This is a genomic window from Chromobacterium alkanivorans, from assembly GCF_016937655.1.
Taxonomy (GTDB): domain Bacteria; phylum Pseudomonadota; class Gammaproteobacteria; order Burkholderiales; family Chromobacteriaceae; genus Chromobacterium; species Chromobacterium alkanivorans.
In genome coordinates this window covers 350032-366407 of the sequence record NZ_JAFHKL010000004.1, presented here as the reverse complement: position 1 = coordinate 366407, position 16376 = coordinate 350032, and the positions used below count along the sequence as shown (strand labels likewise).

Sequence of the window (16376 nt, the reverse complement as noted above, 5' to 3'; positions counted from 1 at the left end):
CGGCTACAACAGGACGACGTCGAATTGCTCCTGGGTGTAGGTGGTCTCCACCGACAGCGAGATCGGCTTGCCGATGAAGTCGATCAGCATCGCCAGGCTTTGCGATTCCTCGTCTATGAACATGTCGATCACCGATTGCGCGGCCAGGATGCGGTAGCCCTTGGCGTCGAACTGGCGCGCCTCGCGCACGATTTCGCGCTGGATCTCGTAGCACACGGTCTGCGCGGTTTTGATCTCGCCGCGGCCCTGGCAGGTGGGGCAGGGCTCGCACAGCACGTGGGCCAGGCTTTCGCGGGTGCGCTTGCGGGTGATTTCCACCAGGCCCAGGCTGGTGAAGCCGTTGAGGGTGACGCGGGTGCGGTCGCGCGCCATCGCCTTGGCCAGCTCCGCCAGCACCGCGGACTGGTGCTCGTCGTTGTCCATGTCGATGAAGTCGACGATGATGATGCCGCCCAGATTGCGCAGCCGCAGTTGCCGGGCGATGGTCTGGGTGGCTTCCAGATTGGTCTTGAAGATGGTTTCGTCGAAGTTGCGGTTGCCGACGAAGCCGCCGGTGTTGACGTCTATGGTGGTCATCGCCTCGGTCTGGTCGATGATCAGGTAGCCGCCGAACTTGAGGTTGACGCGGCGCGCCAGCGCCTTGTCGATCTCGGCCTCGATGCCGTGCAGCTCGAACAGCGGCCGTTCGCCGCTGTAGCGTTCGATCTTGTCGACGGCGATCTGCACGTATTGCTCGGCGAACTCCACCATGCGGCTGTAGTTCTCGGTGGAGTCCACCACCACCTTGTCGGTGAAGTCGCTGACCATGTCGCGCAGCACGCGCACCGCCAGCGGCAGGTCTTCGTAAAGCAGGCTTTGCGCCGGCAGGTGCTGGGACTTGTGGCGGATGTCGGACCACAGCTTGGACAGGTAGTCGATGTCGGCGGCCAGTTCGTCGTCGCGCGCGGTTTCGGCGCTGGTGCGGATGATGTAGCCGCGCGGGCTGTTGGCCGGCAACAGCTTTTCCAGCCTGGACTTCAGATTGTGGCGCTCGCTTTCGCTGTCTATCTTCTGCGATACGCCGATATGCTCTTCCTGAGGCAGGTGCACCAGGAAGCGGCCGGCCAGCGAGATCTGAGTGGACAGCCGCGCGCCCTTGGTGCCTATCGGGTCCTTGATCACCTGAACCAGCACGGTCTGGCCTTCGAACAGCATTTTCTCGATGCGCTGAGGCTCGGTCGGGTGCTGACGTTGCTCCAGCACGTCGGCGATGTGCAGGAAGGCCGCGCGCTCCAGGCCGATTTCAATGAAGGCGCTCTGCATGCCGGGCAGCACGCGCTTGACCTGGCCCAGGTAGATGTTGCCGACGATGCCGCGGCTGGCGGCGCGCTCCACGTGCAGTTCCTGGACCACGGCGTCTTCCAGCACCGCCACCCGGGTTTCCTGCGGGGTGATGTTGACCAGGATTTGTTCCTTGGGGCGCGGCAGATCGCGCGGCAGGGGTATCGATTGATGCAGCATGGTGGTCCCCCGCGCGCTCATGGAAACTGGAAGCCGAATTCGCTCAGCAGCGCCGCGGTCTCGAAGATAGGCAGGCCCATCACGCCGCTGTGGCTGCCGTGGATGCGTTCGACGAAGACGCCGGCCTTGCCCTGGATGCCGTAGGCGCCGGCCTTGTCGAAAGGCTCGCCGCTGTCCAGGTAGCGTTCGATGTCCTGCTCGCTGAGCGGGCGGAAGAACACCTCGGTCACCGAGGTCTTGAGGCTGACCTGTTCGCCTTCGCGCACCGCCACGCTGGTGATGGCCTGATGGCTGCGGCCGGAGAAGGCGCGCAGCATGCGGCGGGCGTCGTCGGCGTTTTCCGGCTTGCCGAAGATTTCGCCGTCCATCGCCACCGTGGTGTCGGCGGCCAGCAAGGGCCGCGACGGCAGTCCGCAAGACATCACCACCCGCCAGCCGGCCTCGGCCTTGGACAGCGCCAGCCGCTCGGTGTAGGCGACGGCGGATTCGCCGGGCCGCACCGATTCGTCGATGTCGGCGTGGATGCGTTCCAGGTGCATGCCCAACTGTTCCAGAATTTCGCGGCGGCGCGGGCTGCCGGAAGACAGGTAAATCCGGGTGTCATTTGCGGTCATGATAGTCTGCTCATTTGTTCTTTCGGTCGCCGTCTAGGTTACCAGACGCGTGATGCCGCAACCAACGAATCCATCAGGCTCCGGGCGTTTTCTGGCCGGAGCGTTCCGGCTTACATGGCGTCAATTTGCTGTTTTTAAAGGCGCGGAGGCGGTGCGCGGCCGAGTTTTTTTCCGGCGTCCTGCTGCGGCGACGCGCGCTCCCCGGTATCATGGCGGCTTGCTTCTCCATCCCCTGCCGTCATACCCCGATGCCGAATTCCAGCGTTTCCCCGTTTGCCCGCGCCGCCACCATGGCGGCCATCCTGTTGATCCTGTTCAATCCTCTGGGCATCGATCTTTACCTGTCGGCGATGCCGGCGATGCAGCGGCACTTCCAGGCCGATGTCGCGATCAGCCTCAGCGTGTTCATCTTCAGCCTGGGGCTGGGGCAGTTGCTGTTCGGCCCGCTGGCGGACCGCTTCGGTCGCAAGCCGGTGGCCTTGGGAGGCCTGCTGCTGTACGCGGCGGCGGCCTTCCTGGCCAGCCGCAGCGACAGCCTGGGCGGATTCCTGGGGCTGCGCGCGCTGCAGGGCCTGGGCGCCAGCGCCAGCTCGGTGTGCGCGTTCACCCTGGTGCGCGATTGCTTTTCCGGCAATGCCGCCGCCCAGCGCTACAGCCTGCTCAACGCCGCCCTGAACGTGGTGCCGGCGATGGCGCCCTTGCTGGGCGGCTGGCTGACCGCGCGCTGGGGCTGGCAGTCCTGCTTCCTGGCGCTGGCGGGCAGCGCGGTGCTGGCGACGGCGTGGCTGGCGTGGAAGATGCCGGAAACCCGCCCCGACATGTCGCATGCCGACGGCGGCCCGGCGATAGGCATGCGCCAGGTGCTGGCGACGCCGGCGCTGCGCCGCTACGGCGCTTGCTGCTGCGCGGCGCTGGCCTTGATCGTCAGCTATGTGACGCTGGCGCCGGCGGTGCTGATCGAGCGCGGCGGAGTGGACGCCACCACCTTCGGCCTGCTGTTCGGCGGCAACGCGCTGCTGGTGATGGCGGCCAGCTTCCTGGGCCTGAAGCTGATCGGCCGCTTCGGCCAGAAGGCGATGTTGCGTTACGGCCTCAACATCATGTTGCTGGCCGGCGTCTTGCTGCTGGCGCTGTCGGGGCAGCCGGGCGCTTGGCACTATATGTTGCCGATAGGCGTGCTGAGCGTCGGTTTCGCCTGGACGCTGGGGCCGGCCAGCGGCATGGCGATGGCGCCGTTTTCCCAGGCGGCCGGCCGCGCCGCCGCCTTGCTGGGCTGCGGCCAGATGCTGTTCGCCGCCGGCGTGTCGGCGGGCCTGGCCGCCTTGCCGCTGCCGGGCGAATGGGCGCTGGGCGCGACGGTGCTGCTGCTGGCCGGCCTGTGCCGCTGGCTGACCCGTCCCGCCGCGGCGATTCGGGAAAATCCTCACTGATTTTCAAGTGTTTGGCATGTATTGTGAGATTTGTGGCGCCGGCCCGGCTTTAGCTCTTGTCGGGCAGCCTACAATCGGCAGACAATTGGCCCAAATTTTGAGAGTTGATTTCGACAATGAGGCGCGACGGCAAGCTGTCCGGCGCTTCTCCGTTCTTTGCACTGATTAGCAGATTTCATGAACAAACATATTCCGCGCAAGCGCTTCGGCCAGAATTTCCTGCAGGACGCCAGCGTCATCGCCAACATCGTGCACGCGGTGAATCCGCAGCCGGACGACGTCGTCATCGAGATCGGCCCCGGCCTGGGCGCGATCACCAAGCCGCTGCTGGCCGCGCTCAAGCATCTGCACGTGGTGGAGATAGACCGCGACATCATCAGCCGCCTGCAGAAGGAGTTTCCGGCCGAGCGCCTGAGCATCCACGCCGGCGACGCGCTGGCTTTCGACTTCGCCTCGGTGGCGGAGGGCAAGCTGAAGATCGTCGGCAATCTGCCGTACAATATTTCCACGCCCTTGCTGTTCCATCTGGCCGCTTACGGCCAGAAAGTCACCGACATGCACTTCATGTTGCAAAAAGAAGTGATCGAACGCATGGTGGCGGAGCCGTCCACCACCGACTACGGCCGGCTGACGGTGATGTTGCAGTACCGTTTTGAAATGGAGAACATCCTGCATGTGCCGCCGGAAGCGTTCTGGCCGCCTCCGAAGGTGGATTCCGCGGTAGTGCGGATGATTCCGGCGCCGGGCCGTTGCGGCGTGGCCGTCGACGAGGCGCTGCTGGAGCAGGTGGTGACCACGGCGTTCTCGCAGCGGCGCAAGACGCTGAAGAACAACCTGAAGGGCCTGCTGGACGCGGACGGCTTCGCCGCGCTGGAGCTGGACCCCGGGCTGCGGCCTGAAAACCTGCCGGTGGAGGATTACGTCCGTCTGGCCAATTATCTGAGCGGGAAAGGCCATAAGGTCAAACGCCCGTAACGGGGCGTTGTAAAGCAAAAATACGAGCGGGCGTTCAGCGCCCGCCGCACTACAAAGAGTCGTCCGTCCCCGTCCTTGTCGGCGGGGGCTGTCTATCACAGGAAGTGAAAAAGGAGAAACTTCATGCGTATTCGCTCCACCCTGATCTGTGCCGCCACTCTGGGCGCCTTCTGCGCCGCGCCGGCCATGGCCGCCGAACTGACCGGCACCCTGAAGAAGATCAAGGATTCCGGCGTGATCGTCCTGGGCAACCGCGACGCGTCCATTCCGTTTTCCTACTACGACAACAACCAGAAGCCGGTGGGCTACTCGGTTGACCTGGCCAATAAAGTGGTCGAGCAGGTGAAAAAAGAGCTGAAAATGCCCAACCTGCAGGTCAAGTACAATCTGGTGACCTCGCAGACCCGCATCCCGCTGGTGCAGAACGGCACCGTGGATCTGGAGTGCGGCTCCACCACCAATAACGTGGAACGTCAGAAGCAAGTGGCGTTCTCGGTGGGCATCTTCGAGATCGGCACCCGTCTGCTGACCGCCAAGACCTCGGGCATCAAGGACTTCCCGGACCTGAAGGGCAAGAACGTGGTCACCACCGCCGGCACCACCTCCGAGCGCCTGATAAAGGCGATGAACGCCGACAAGAAGCTGGGCATGAACATCATCTCGGCCAAGGATCACGGCGAATCCTTCCTGATGCTGGAGTCCGGCCGCGCCGCGGCCTTCATGATGGACGACGCGCTGCTGTACGGCGAGATGGCCAAGGCCAAGAGCCCGGCCAACTGGGTGGTGACCGGCAAGGCCCAATCCTACGAGATCTACGGCTGCATGATGCGCAAGGAAGACCCCGCCTTCAAGAAGGTGGTGGACGCCGCGCTGAGCAACACCTTCAAGTCCGGCGAGGTCAACAAGATCTACGCCAAGTGGTTCACCAGCCCGGTGCCGCCCAAGGGGCTGAACCTGAACTTCCCGATGTCCGATGAATTCAAGGAGCTGATCGCCAAGCCGACCGACAAGTCTGCCGAGCAGATGTAAGTCGCGGTTGGCGCGCCGCCGCCCTGTCCTCCTCGCCGTTGCGCGCGGAGCCGGGGCGCACGGCCGTACCCGCTTTCTTTGTGTGTGGCCGGGCGCTTGCGCCGGGCCGCGGCCCGTCGGCGCATGAGCGCGCCCGGCGGGCTGGCGTTGTGGGAGTGAAGCATGAATTACCACTGGGACTGGATGGTGTTTTTCAAGTCCACCGGGGTGGGTAGCGAGATCTATCTGAACTGGTTCGTCTCCGGCCTGGGCTGGACCATCGCCGTGGCGCTGGCCGGCTGGGCGATCGCCCTGGCCTTGGGCTCGGTGCTGGGCGTGATGCGCACGGTGCCGAGTCGCTGGCTGGCCGGCATCGCCGCCGCCTATGTCGAGTTGTTCCGCAATGTGCCCTTGCTGGTGCAATTGTTCGTCTGGTACTTCCTGATCCCGGACCTGCTGCCCGAGGGCGCGCAGACCTGGTTCAAGCAAGACCTGACGCCGGCCACTTCCGCCTTTCTGTCGGTGGTGGTGTGCCTGGGCCTGTTCACCGCGGCGCGGGTGTGCGAGCAGGTGCGCACCGGCATCGAGGCCTTGCCGCGCGGTCAGCGCAACGCCTCGCTGGCCATGGGTTTCACCTTGCCGCAAACCTATCGCCACGTGTTGTTGCCGCAGGCCTTCCGCATCATCATTCCGCCGCTGACCAGCGAGTTTCTGAATATTTTCAAGAACTCCTCGGTGGCTTCGCTGATCGGCCTGATGGAGTTGCTGGCGCAGACCAAGCAGACCGCGGAGTTCTCCGCCAACATCTTCGAGGCCTTTACCTTGGCTACCATCATCTATTTCGTGCTCAATATGAGCTTGATGACGCTGATGGCCTGGATTGAACAGCGGGTGCGCATTCCCGGCATGATGGGGGGCAAGTGATGGATTTCGATTTCAGCCAGATCGGCCCGGCCTTGCCGGGACTGTGGCAGGGCATGCAGCTGACCCTGAAGCTGCTGGTGATGGCGGTGGTGGGCGGCGTGGTGCTGGGCACCTTGCTGGCGCTGGCCCGGCTCTCCGACAACCGGGTGTTGTCGCCCCTGGCCAAGTTCTACGTCAATTATTTCCGCTCCATTCCGCTGCTGCTGGTGATCTCCTGGTTCTACCTGGTGGTGCCGCTGCTGCTGAACTGGATCACCGGCAATTTCGAGCCGGTGGGCGCGTTCACCTCCTGCCTGGTGGCCTTCGTGATGTTCGAGGCGGCGTATTTCTCCGAGATCGTCCGCGCCGGCATCCAGGCGATTCCCAAGGGCCAGGCCGGCGCGGCCTACGCGCTGGGCATGAGCTACGGCCAGGTGATGCGGCTGGTGATCCTGCCGCAGGCTTTCCGCAAGATGACGCCGCTGTTGCTGCAACAGTCCATCATCCTGTTCCAGGACACTTCGCTGGTGTACGCTGTCGGCTTGATGGATTTCCTCAACACGGCCCGCTCCAAGGGCGATGTCGTCGGCCTGCCGCATGAGTTCCTGCTGTTTGCCGGCGCAGTCTATTTCGTGATCAGTTTCGGCGCTTCGCGGCTGGTGAAGCGCATGCAAAAAAGGTTGGCTGTATGAGCGCAATGATTTCCCTGAAGCAAGTCAGCAAGTGGTACGGACAGTTCCAGGTTCTGACAGATTGCACCACCCAGGTCGCCAAGGGCGAGGTGGTGGTGGTGTGCGGGCCGTCCGGTTCCGGCAAATCCACCTTGATCAAGTGCGTGAACGCGCTGGAGCCGTTCCAGAAGGGCGAGATCATCGTCGACGGCATCTCGGTGGGCGATCCCAAGACCGATCTGCCCAAGCTGCGCAGCCGCGTGGGCATGGTGTTCCAGCACTTCGAGCTGTTCCCGCACCTGTCCATCACCGAGAACCTGGCCATCGCCCAGGTCAAGGTGCTGGGCCGCGGCCAGGACGAGGCGCGCGACAAGGGCCTGAAGCTGCTGGACCGCGTCGGCCTGAAAGCGCACGCCGACAAGTTTCCCAGCCAGCTGTCCGGCGGCCAGCAGCAGCGGGTGGCGATTGCGCGCGCGCTGGCGATGGACCCGATCGCGATGCTGTTCGACGAGCCGACCAGCGCGCTGGACCCGGAGATGATCAACGAGGTGCTGGACGTGATGACCGAGCTGGCGCACGAGGGCATGACCATGATGTGCGTGACTCACGAGATGGGCTTCGCCCGCCGCGTGGCCAATCGCGTGATCTTCATGGATCAGGGGCATATCGTCGAGGATTGCGCCAAGGACGAGTTCTTCGGCAACCTGGACGGCCGCTCCGAGCGCGCCCGTCACTTCCTGTCCAAGATCCTGCAGCACTAAGCAGCTATTTACGATCCCGCGAGCTAAGGCGAAACAAGACGAAAACGAGAGAAAAGGCGGAATGTACACGTAGTGCATGAGCATTTTGAGCCCGGTTTCAACGCCGTATCGCCGGCGCGCAGCAGATGGTAAACAGGTTCTAAGCCAGGCTCTGGTCAAAGACAAAGCCCGCCGTTTGGCGGGCTTTTTGTTTGGGCGGCGCGCTCAGTTGCCGTTCTTGATCTGCTGGCTGACCTGGTTTTCCTCCTGGTTCAGCGTCTTTTGTTCCTGCCGGGTGATGTGGCCGTGGTCCAGCTTGGCCATGCCCTGTTCCTGCTGGCGGATGTCGCGGTCTTCGCCGCGCAGCTTGCGCGCTTCGTCGCGGCTGATCTTGCCTTCCTTCAGTTCGCGGTGGATGCGGCGGTCCTGGTGGTGCAGCCGCTGATTGACTTCCTCCCGGCGCGGGTGTTCTTTCTGCCATTCGGATTCGGCCCGAGCCTGGGCGGCGAACAATAGGCTGGCGGCGAAGAGGCCGGTCAGCATGAGGGGGCGAGCGTTCGTTTTCATCTTGATCTCCTTGGGTGGCAATGATTGCCAGATGTCAGCCTAGGAGAGCGCGCGGCGAGTGTTTGTTAAGGCTGGTTAATCTGTGTTGCCGGCGGCGGGGGACGACATGAAAACTGAGAAATCCCCGTCCGCGGGCGCGTGGCGGTTCAGAAAGTCCAGCTTGGCGGCGCGGTCCAGCCGCTTGAACGCGTATTCGGCCTTCAGCGCCTCGGAACGGCCGGCGCAGACCAGCACCAGGGCCAGCGCCTGCGGCGGGTTGAGCCGGGTGTAGCGCGCGCCCTTGCCGGCGGCGTGCTGGGCGTAGCGGCGCGCCACGTCGGTGGTGACGCCGGTGTAGAGCGCGCCGTCGCGGCAGCGCAGCACGTACAAAAACCAGGGCCGGGGGGAAGCCCGGCCCTGTGGATCCCGCGCGGCGGCGGATTTAGATGCTGGCATCCAGGTTGGCCAGCGGGCTGATCAGCACCCGCTCGGTGCGGTTGCCCTTTTGCACGGTGACGCGCAGCCTCCATTCGCCGACGGTGATCTCATCGCCTTCGCGCGGGATGCGCTCCAGGCAGTCCATTAGCAGGCCGGCCACGGTGTGGAAGTCTTCGTCCTCGAAGTCGCCCAGCGCGATGTGCTGTTCCAGCGTCACCAGCTCCAGGCTGCCTTCCACGTCGAAGCTGCCGTCGGCCTGCTGCACGATGGCCGGCAGCTCATGGCGCTCGTGCTCTTCCGGGAATTCGCCGGCGATCGCTTCCATCAGGTCTTTCTGGGTGACGATGCCTTCCAGGCTGCCGAACTCGTTGACCACGAAGGCCATGTCCGCCGAGTGCTGACGGAAGCTCTCCAGCGCCTTGAGCACGGTGACGGTTTCCGGCAGCACCAGCGGCTGGCGCAGCGCGGCGTCGATGTTCATTTCGCCGCCGTCCAGCAACTGGGTCAGCAGGTCCTTGCGCGCGACGATGCCCAGCGGCTCGTCGATGCTGCCGTCCTTGATCACCACCAGCCGCGAGTAGGGGCTGTCGCGCAGCACTTTGCGCTGCGCGTCCTGGCTCTGGCTCAGGTCCAGGCGATGCACGTCGGCGCGCGGCGTGGCGATCACGCGGATCGGCCGCTCGGCCAGGGTCAGCACGCTGTGTATCATCGCGCGCTCGTTCTGGGCGAAAGCCTCTTGCGGCTCGGCGTCCTTGCTGTCCTCCACCTTGCCTTCGTCGGCGCTGGGGCTGGTCAGCTTGCTGCCCATCAGGCTCAGCACCGCGTTGGCGGTGCGTTCGCGCAAGGACTGGTTGCGGTTCAGGTAGCGGATGCGGTTGGCTTGCGATACCTGGTTGAAGGCTTCGATCAATACCGAGAAGCCGATCGCCGCGTACAGATAGCCCTTGGGAATGTGGAAGCCGAAGCCTTCCGCCACCAGGCTGAAGCCGATCATCAGCAGGAAGCCCAGACACAGCATCACCACGGTGGGGTGGGCGTTGACGAAGGCGGTCAGCGGTTTGCTGGCGGCGATCATCATCAGCATGGCGACGATGACGGCCAGCATCATCACCGGCAGGTGTTCGGCCATGCCGATGGCGGTGACCACCGAGTCGATGGAGAATACCGCGTCCAGCACCAGGATCTGGGCGACGACGGTGCCGAAGGCGGCGTAAGCCTTCTGGCCGTTGCTCTTCACTTCATCCACGCCTTCCAGGCGTTCGTGCAGTTCCGTGGTGGCTTTGAACAACAGGAACACGCCGCCGCCCAGCATGATGAGATCGCGTCCGGAGAACGGTTGGCTGAGCACGTGGAACAGCGGCGAAGTCAGCGTCACCAGCCAGGAGATGCTGGCCAGCAGCAGCAGGCGCATGATCAGGGCGAGGGACAGGCCGGTGATGCGGGCGCGGTCGCGTTGGTGCGGGGGGAGCTTTTCCGCCAGGATGGCGACGAAGATCAGGTTGTCAACGCCCAGCACCACCTCCAGGATGATCAGCGTGAGGAGGCCAAGCCAGGCGGAAGGGTCAGACAGCCACGAAACGTCCATGATGAAAACGAAGATTCCTTATAAATAAAAACGGGGTAAAAATAGCACAGTCGGGGCGCGATTAACAAAAATCCGTCGCGCCCGGCCGCGCCGGCAAGAAAAAACCCCGCCGCGGCGGGGTGGGATCGTCAGCCGCTTGTTACAGGCCGCCGTAGGAGTGCAGGCCGGCCAGGAACATATTGACGCCGAGGAAGGCGAAGCTGGTGACGAACAGGCCCACCACCGCCCACCAGGCCAGCGCCGCGCCGCGCCAGCCCTTGACCAGGCGGATGTGCAGCCAGGCGGCGTAGTTCAGCCACACGATCAGGGCCCAGGTCTCCTTCGGGTCCCAGCTCCAGTAGCCGCCCCAGGCGTCGGCGGCCCACATCGCGCCCAGAATGGTGGCGATGGTGAAGAACAGGAAGCCGACGGCGATGGCCTTGTACATCACCTCGTCCAGCACCTCGGCCGGCGGCAGCTTGTCCTTGAGCCAGCCCTTCAGCGCCAGCAGTTCGGCGATGCCGAGCATGGCGGCGATGGCGAAGGCGCCGTAACCGACGAAGTTGGCCGGCACGTGTATCTTCATCCACCAGGATTGCAGCGCCGGGATCAGCGGCTGGATCTCGTGGGCCTGGCGATCGAAGGTGTACCACAGGATGAAGCCGACCGAGGCGCAGATCACCAGCAGCACGAAGGCGCCCATCTGCCGCGCCGCGTACTTGGCTTCGTAGTACAGATACATCAGCGCGGTGATCAGCGTGAACAGCACGAAGACTTCGTACAGATTGGACACCGGGATGTGGCCGATGTCCGGGCTGATCAGATAGCTTTCGTACCAGCGGGTGAACAGGCCCGCCAGGCCCATCACCGACGCGGCCCAGGTCAGGCCGCTGCCCATGCGGTTCAGGGTGTCGGAGCGGGTCAGCAAGCCGACCCAGTACGAAAAGGCCGCCAGGAAGAACAGCGTGCACATCCACATGATGGAGGACTGGCTGGACAGCATGTATTTGAGCAGGAAGGCGGTCTGGCCGCGCGCCAGCTCATGCTGGTAGACCTGGATCGCCAGCAGCGAGATACAGCCGGCCAGCGGGAAGAACCAGCGCCAGGATTTCCAGAACCAGCCCAGGCCGATCAGGCCCAGCGCCGAGCCGGCCAGGATGGCCTGCTCGTAGCCGTCCATGTAATGGTTGTACAGCGCGTAGCTGTAGCCGGCGGCGCCCAGCACCAGCAGCGCGTAGAGCCAGTCGGCCAGGTTCAGCCGTTTCAGTAGCGGCTGCCGCGAGAAAGAAGCGTGGGCCAGTTCCATCATGCACCTCGTACCAGCTGTTTGATAAGTTGAGTATGGCGCGCAAAGTCGCCGTCCAGATCGCGATTATGCCGGTTTGACGTCATCGCGACCCGTACTTTGGAACCGTTGACGCGCACCCACAGGCGCAGCTCGCGCACGTAGAACATCAGGATGATGCCGAAGACCAGCAGCACCGAGCCCAGATAGACCAAGGTCTTGCCGGGCGAGCGGGTCAGTTGCAGGCCGGAAGCCTGCACCTGCTCGAAGCCCTCCAACTGCAGGAACACCGGCGCGCCGTAGTCGTGCAGCGAGCTGACCGCCACCAGGCTGTCCAGCAGGAAGCGGTAATGCTCGCTGTCCAGCTTCATCGGCGGCAGGCCGGCTTTTTCGTCGGCCACCGACATCACGTCCACCACCGCGCCTTGCAGGATCTTGATATAGGTTTGCGCCACCGCCTGGCGCTTGTCCTGCGGCACGCGGTCGTCCAGGAACTTCTCCAGGCCGACGAAGCCGCTGTCGCCGAAGCGCGCCAGCACCCATTTGACGCTGTCGGTGAACTGCTGCTGCATCGCCGGGCTGATGGCGTCGCCTTTCAGCGCCTTGTGCGCGGCGCGGCGGGCGATCTCGTCGTAGCGCGCCGGGTCTTGCAGCGCGGCGCGCAGGCGCATGAAGCGCTCCACGCTCATCTCCTCGTCCAGCGGGATGCGCACGTACTGGAACGGCTCGGCCACGGTCTTGCGCACGCCGGCCATCAGATAGCTGGCGCCGTCCTGCTGAATCGGCGCCATGTAATGCATGAACTCCACCGCCTGGCCCTGGGCGTCGCGCAGCTTGAAGCTGATCGACGGCCCCTGGTTTTTCAGCTGCTTGTCCTGCTTGACCTCGCGCGCGTCGTGCATGCGTTGCGACAGGGTGCGCTGTCCTTCCTGGGGTTTGCCGATGTTCTCGATGTTGAAGACGCGCAGCTCGCCCACTTCCAGCGTGTAATCCTTGCCGTTGGCCTTCAGCGGCTGGCTGGACATCGACACCGCCGGAACCTCGGTAGGGCGCGCCTGCGGCGCGGCCAGGTTCCAGGCCTTGAACTTGAGCGGGGACGCGCCGTCGCCGAAGCTGGACTGGTAGATGGCGATGCCGTCCACGATCAGCGGGTGGTTGACCTTGACCGTGGCTTCGGTGGTCTTGCCGCTGGCCTTGTCGGTGACCACGATGTCGCTGGCGAACAGCTTGGGCATGCCGTTGCTGTAGTAGTCGACGTGGAATTTCTTCAAGGTGATGATGAAGGGCAGTTCCTGCACCAGATAGCCGTTGCCGGCGTTGAGGAAGGTGACGTCGGCGCTTTTGTTCTCCGCGATGGTCACGTTGCCGCGGAAGGACAGATTGTTCGAGCTCAAGCGGCTGGCCGCCGGAATCTGGTTCTGCGGCACATCGCGGGTCTCCGGCACCACCTGGCCGGTCAGCTCGCCGATTTTCAAGGGCAGGTTGCCGTCCAGCAGGCCGCCGATGCAGATCACCACCAGCGCGATGTGGGCGAAGAAATAACCCAGCTTGCCGGCCGCGCCTTTCTTGGCCGCCAGCACCAGGCCGCCGTCAGCGCGCGGCTGCTCCTTGAGGCGGAAGCCCTGGGCCTGCAGATAGGCGCGCGCCGCGTCGGCGTCGAAGCCTTCGGCCTCGAAGCTGGCGCTGTGCTTCATCGCCGCCAGCGAGTTGTCGGAGGCCTTTTCGCGGTAGGCGCGCATTTCCTTGATGAAGCCGGGGCCGTTGCGCAGAATGCACAAGCTGGTGGACAGCACCAGGAAGGCGAGAATGGTCAGGAACCACGCCGAATGGTAGACGTCGTACAAGCCTAGCCATTCAAACGCTTGAAACCAGAATTGCCCGAATTCGAAGGCGTAATTGGGATAGGGTTCGTTCTGTTTCAGAACCGTCCCGATGACCGAGGCGATGGCCAGTATCGTCAACAGACCGATGGCGAAGCGCATCGAGCTTAGCAACTCATACCAGGCGTGAGCCAGGCTGTTGCGGCTAGTTTTTTTCATAGTGGCGTAAAGTGCAAAAAGGAAAGCTCGTTGACGAGTCTTCCCTTTTGAGCCGGCGTGCCGGCCAAAGTTGCCGGCGCGCCCCGGAGCGCGGGCGGCGGAGCCCCCGCAGGGGCGGCCCCTGAGGGGCCGTCAGGCTCGGCCGGTGGCGGCCGGGCTGCTCAACGCTTAGCGCAAGCCGGAAATGTACTCGGCCACCGCCTTCATTTCGGCGTCGCTCATGCGATTGGCGATGTCCTGCATCGGGCCGTTCTTGCGGTTGGCGCCGCCCTTGAATTCGTTCAGCTGCTTGACGATGTAGCCGGCGTGCTGGCTGCCCAGGCGCGGGTACTGGTCGGGCAGGCCCTTGCCGGCGGGGCCGTGGCAGGACATACAGGCGGGCACTTGGGTGCCGGCGTTGCCGACGCGGTAGATCTTGGCGCCCAGCGGCATTTGCGTCTTGTCGGAGGCTTCGCGGTCCTTGGGCTTCTGCTCGCTGTAGTAGGCGGCGACGTTGCGCATATCGTCTTCGGACAGCATGGAGGCCATACCCAGCATGGTCGGGTCCTTGCGCACGCCGGCCTTGAACGCTTTCAACTGGGTGTACAGATAGTGCGCGTTCTGACCCGCCAGCGTGGGATTGGCCGCGGCTACGCTGTTGCCGTCAGTGCCGTGGCAAGCCGCGCAAACCGTTTCTACGATCTGTTTGGCCTTCACCGGGTCCGCCTTGACGGCTACCGGCGTAGCCGCCAACGCGTTTCCGGCCAGGGTTGCAGCCGCCATCGCCAACAGCATCATACGTTTCATGGTCGCTCCTTTAGGGGCTATCCCTAAATATCTGTAAAAGTGGCAATTTCAAACCTGCTATTCTATACCAACTGATTTCACCCTTACTACTATGTCGACTTTTCAAAACGCCCGATTTTATACCACCGTCAACCACATGAAGGACTTGCCGCCCACCCGCGCGGAGGTCGCCTTCGTGGGCCGCTCCAACGCCGGCAAGTCCAGCGCCATCAACACACTGGCCAATCACGCCCGTCTGGCGCGGGTGTCCAAGACGCCGGGCCGCACCCAGCACATCAATTTTTTTGAGCTGGGCAACGAATGTTTTCTAGTCGATTTACCCGGTTATGGCTATGCCGAGGTGCCGGAAGCGGTGCGCGCGCACTGGGTGGAGCTGCTGGGACGCTATCTGCAATCGCGCCAGAGCCTGATCGGCCTGCTGTTGATCATGGACGCGCGCCATCCCTTGAAAGAGCTGGACCGCAAGATGCTGGAGTTCTTCCGCGTGACCCGGCGGCCGGTGCACATCCTGTTGTCCAAAGCCGACAAGCTGTCGCGCCAGGAGCAATCCAAGGTGCTGGCCCTGGTCAAGCGCGAGCTGAATGACTATCCGGACGTTAGCGTGCAGATGTTCTCCAGCCTGAAGAAAAGCGGGGTGGAGGACGTGGAGCGGGTGGTGAACGGCTGGTTCGACCAGCACATGGGACAGCCGGCCGAGGACGAGGCCGCGCCGCCGGAACTTTAGGAACAGGCCTCCACCTAAACAAGCAGGTGGCCAACACCTCCCGCTTGCCTCCCTGAGCGGGGCCTGGATGGATCAGGCTTACCCCGGCAGCAGCTTGCCGGGGTTTTTTATCGGCGGCGGAAACAAGAAAGGCGAAGGAGATGACTCCTTCGCCTTTGTCATGGACGCCGTCTTGCGGTTTACAGGCTGGTGACCACGGTTTCCACGTGCAGGTTCTCGGCGGCGTTGCGCACCGCGTCGCTGGAGCGGAACGGCCCCAGGCGCACTTTGTAGACGCCTTCCTGGTTCACGATGCCGAGCTTGGATTCGTACTTGTCGTCCATCTCGCCCAGCATTTTCTGGACCATCGCCTCGGCGTTGGCCAGTTTGGAGAAGCTGCCCAGTTGCAGGTACTTGGGCGTGTCCTCGGCTCGGCGCGCGGTGCTGACGGGACGGGTGCTGGCGACGTTCTCGCCGCCGGCGTCCGGCCACACGCGTTCGATGGCGATCTTGGCGCTGCCTTGCTTGATGAAGCCCAGGCGATAGGCCGCCGCGTAGGACAGGTCCATCAGGCGGCTCTTGTGGAAGGGGCCGCGGTCATTGACCCGCACCACCACGGATTTGCCGTTGTTCAGATTGGTGACCCGGGCGTAGCTCGGGATCGGCAGCGTCGGATGGGCGGCGGTCATGGCGAACATATCGTATTTCTCGCCGGAAGACGTTTTGCGGCCGTGGAACTGCTTGCCGTACCAGGAAGCGCGGCCCGTGGCTTGATAGGGCTTTTCGCGCGTGTCGGGGCGGAAGCTCATCCCCAGCGCCGTGTAGGGCAGATTGGCCGACTTGATCAGCGGCTCTTCCTGCGGCACGGCGTCCGGCACCAGGTTCAGGTTGACCGGAATATGGTCGGCGGGACCATCGTTCTGGAAATAAGCTCCATTCTTGGCAACGGTTTTCTTGTTGCCGGTCGACGAGGAGGCCGACTGGTTGGTGGCGCTGGCCGTCTTCACGGTGGAACAGGCCACGAGTACGAGACTGACGAACACAAGCCACAGCCATCGGAGTACTGATTGCATAGATCTCCCTTATGCTGTCGGAACCACTGCGAAAACTCGGCGCGCCGTTTGATCGTCGGCGCTTCGCGCTTGCATGCAAGCGCTCGGTCCGGGCTTTACCA

The 16376-nt window shown here is 63.7% G+C and carries 16 protein-coding genes; 7 read left to right on the top strand and 9 right to left on the bottom strand.

The window, feature by feature from the left end; translation table 11 throughout:
* Positions 1–3: 3 nt before the first annotated feature.
* Both rng and JW897_RS09785 read right to left on the bottom strand, forming a co-directional pair.
* Positions 4–1500 carry a ribonuclease G gene (gene rng, locus JW897_RS09790; RefSeq protein ID WP_205465932.1) on the bottom strand — a complete coding sequence of 499 codons (1497 nt, stop codon included), beginning with the start codon at positions 1498–1500 and terminating at the stop codon, positions 4–6.
* 17 nt (positions 1501–1517) lie between these two features.
* Positions 1518–2114, bottom strand: coding sequence for a Maf family protein (locus JW897_RS09785; protein ID WP_048413614.1), 597 nt, complete (start codon positions 2112–2114; stop codon positions 1518–1520).
* A gap of 248 nt (positions 2115–2362) precedes the next feature.
* Between JW897_RS09785 and JW897_RS09780 the strand changes: the two genes are divergently transcribed.
* The 6 genes from JW897_RS09780 (at position 2363) to JW897_RS09755 (ending at position 7862) form a co-directional block, all read left to right on the top strand.
* Entirely contained in the window at positions 2363–3544 is a 1182-nt protein-coding gene (locus JW897_RS09780; RefSeq protein ID WP_205465931.1) for a multidrug effflux MFS transporter, read from the top strand.
* A gap of 177 nt (positions 3545–3721) precedes the next feature.
* Positions 3722–4519, top strand: coding sequence for a 16S rRNA (adenine(1518)-N(6)/adenine(1519)-N(6))-dimethyltransferase RsmA (gene rsmA / locus JW897_RS09775; RefSeq protein WP_205465930.1), 798 nt, complete (start codon positions 3722–3724; stop codon positions 4517–4519).
* A gap of 123 nt (positions 4520–4642) precedes the next feature.
* Positions 4643–5548, top strand: coding sequence for a glutamate/aspartate ABC transporter substrate-binding protein (locus tag JW897_RS09770; protein WP_019102383.1), 906 nt, complete (start codon positions 4643–4645; stop codon positions 5546–5548).
* A 162-nt stretch (positions 5549–5710) separates the two neighbouring features.
* Positions 5711–6451: an amino acid ABC transporter permease gene (locus JW897_RS09765; protein WP_205465929.1), complete on the top strand. Its 741-nt coding sequence runs from the start codon at positions 5711–5713 to the stop codon at positions 6449–6451.
* Positions 6451–7122, top strand: coding sequence for an amino acid ABC transporter permease (locus JW897_RS09760; RefSeq protein ID WP_205465928.1), 672 nt, complete (start codon positions 6451–6453; stop codon positions 7120–7122). The genes JW897_RS09765 and JW897_RS09760 overlap by 1 nt, the downstream gene beginning before the upstream one ends.
* A 5-nt stretch (positions 7123–7127) precedes the next feature.
* Complete coding sequence (locus JW897_RS09755) at positions 7128–7862, top strand: amino acid ABC transporter ATP-binding protein (protein WP_048413610.1); 735 nt, start codon at positions 7128–7130, stop codon at positions 7860–7862.
* Between the two features lie 204 nt (positions 7863–8066).
* Here the strand turns inward: JW897_RS09755 and JW897_RS09750 are convergent, their stop codons facing one another.
* The 6 genes from JW897_RS09750 to JW897_RS09725 form a co-directional block, all read right to left on the bottom strand.
* Entirely contained in the window at positions 8067–8408 is a 342-nt protein-coding gene (locus tag JW897_RS09750; protein WP_205465927.1) for a hypothetical protein, read from the bottom strand.
* A 75-nt stretch (positions 8409–8483) separates the two neighbouring features.
* The gene (locus JW897_RS09745; protein ID WP_048413608.1) at positions 8484–8843 is read right to left on the bottom strand and encodes a GIY-YIG nuclease family protein; all 360 of its coding nucleotides are present in this window, start codon (positions 8841–8843) and stop codon (positions 8484–8486) included.
* Positions 8830–10410 (bottom strand): TerC family protein, encoded by a 1581-nt coding sequence (locus JW897_RS09740; RefSeq protein ID WP_048413607.1) that lies wholly within the window; start codon positions 10408–10410, stop codon positions 8830–8832. The genes JW897_RS09745 and JW897_RS09740 overlap by 14 nt, the downstream gene beginning before the upstream one ends.
* A gap of 139 nt (positions 10411–10549) precedes the next feature.
* Positions 10550–11695, bottom strand: coding sequence for a c-type cytochrome biogenesis protein CcsB (gene ccsB / locus JW897_RS09735; protein ID WP_048413687.1), 1146 nt, complete (start codon positions 11693–11695; stop codon positions 10550–10552).
* Complete coding sequence (locus JW897_RS09730) at positions 11695–13713, bottom strand: cytochrome c biogenesis protein ResB (protein ID WP_048413606.1); 2019 nt, start codon at positions 13711–13713, stop codon at positions 11695–11697. Before JW897_RS09730 ends, ccsB begins: the two co-directional genes overlap by 1 nt.
* A gap of 168 nt (positions 13714–13881) precedes the next feature.
* A complete protein-coding gene (locus tag JW897_RS09725; protein ID WP_048413605.1) occupies positions 13882–14499 on the bottom strand; it encodes a c-type cytochrome in 618 nt (205 codons plus the stop codon).
* 91 nt (positions 14500–14590) lie between these two features.
* On the opposite strand from JW897_RS09725, the gene yihA reads away from it, so the two are divergent.
* Complete coding sequence (gene yihA / locus JW897_RS09720; RefSeq protein WP_048413604.1) at positions 14591–15223, top strand: ribosome biogenesis GTP-binding protein YihA/YsxC; 633 nt, start codon at positions 14591–14593, stop codon at positions 15221–15223.
* Positions 15224–15402: 179 nt separating this feature from the next.
* Here yihA and JW897_RS09715 read toward each other — a convergent pair whose 3' ends face one another.
* Complete coding sequence (locus JW897_RS09715; protein ID WP_205465926.1) at positions 15403–16275, bottom strand: septal ring lytic transglycosylase RlpA family protein; 873 nt, start codon at positions 16273–16275, stop codon at positions 15403–15405.
* Between the last annotated feature and the right edge of the window lie 101 nt (positions 16276–16376).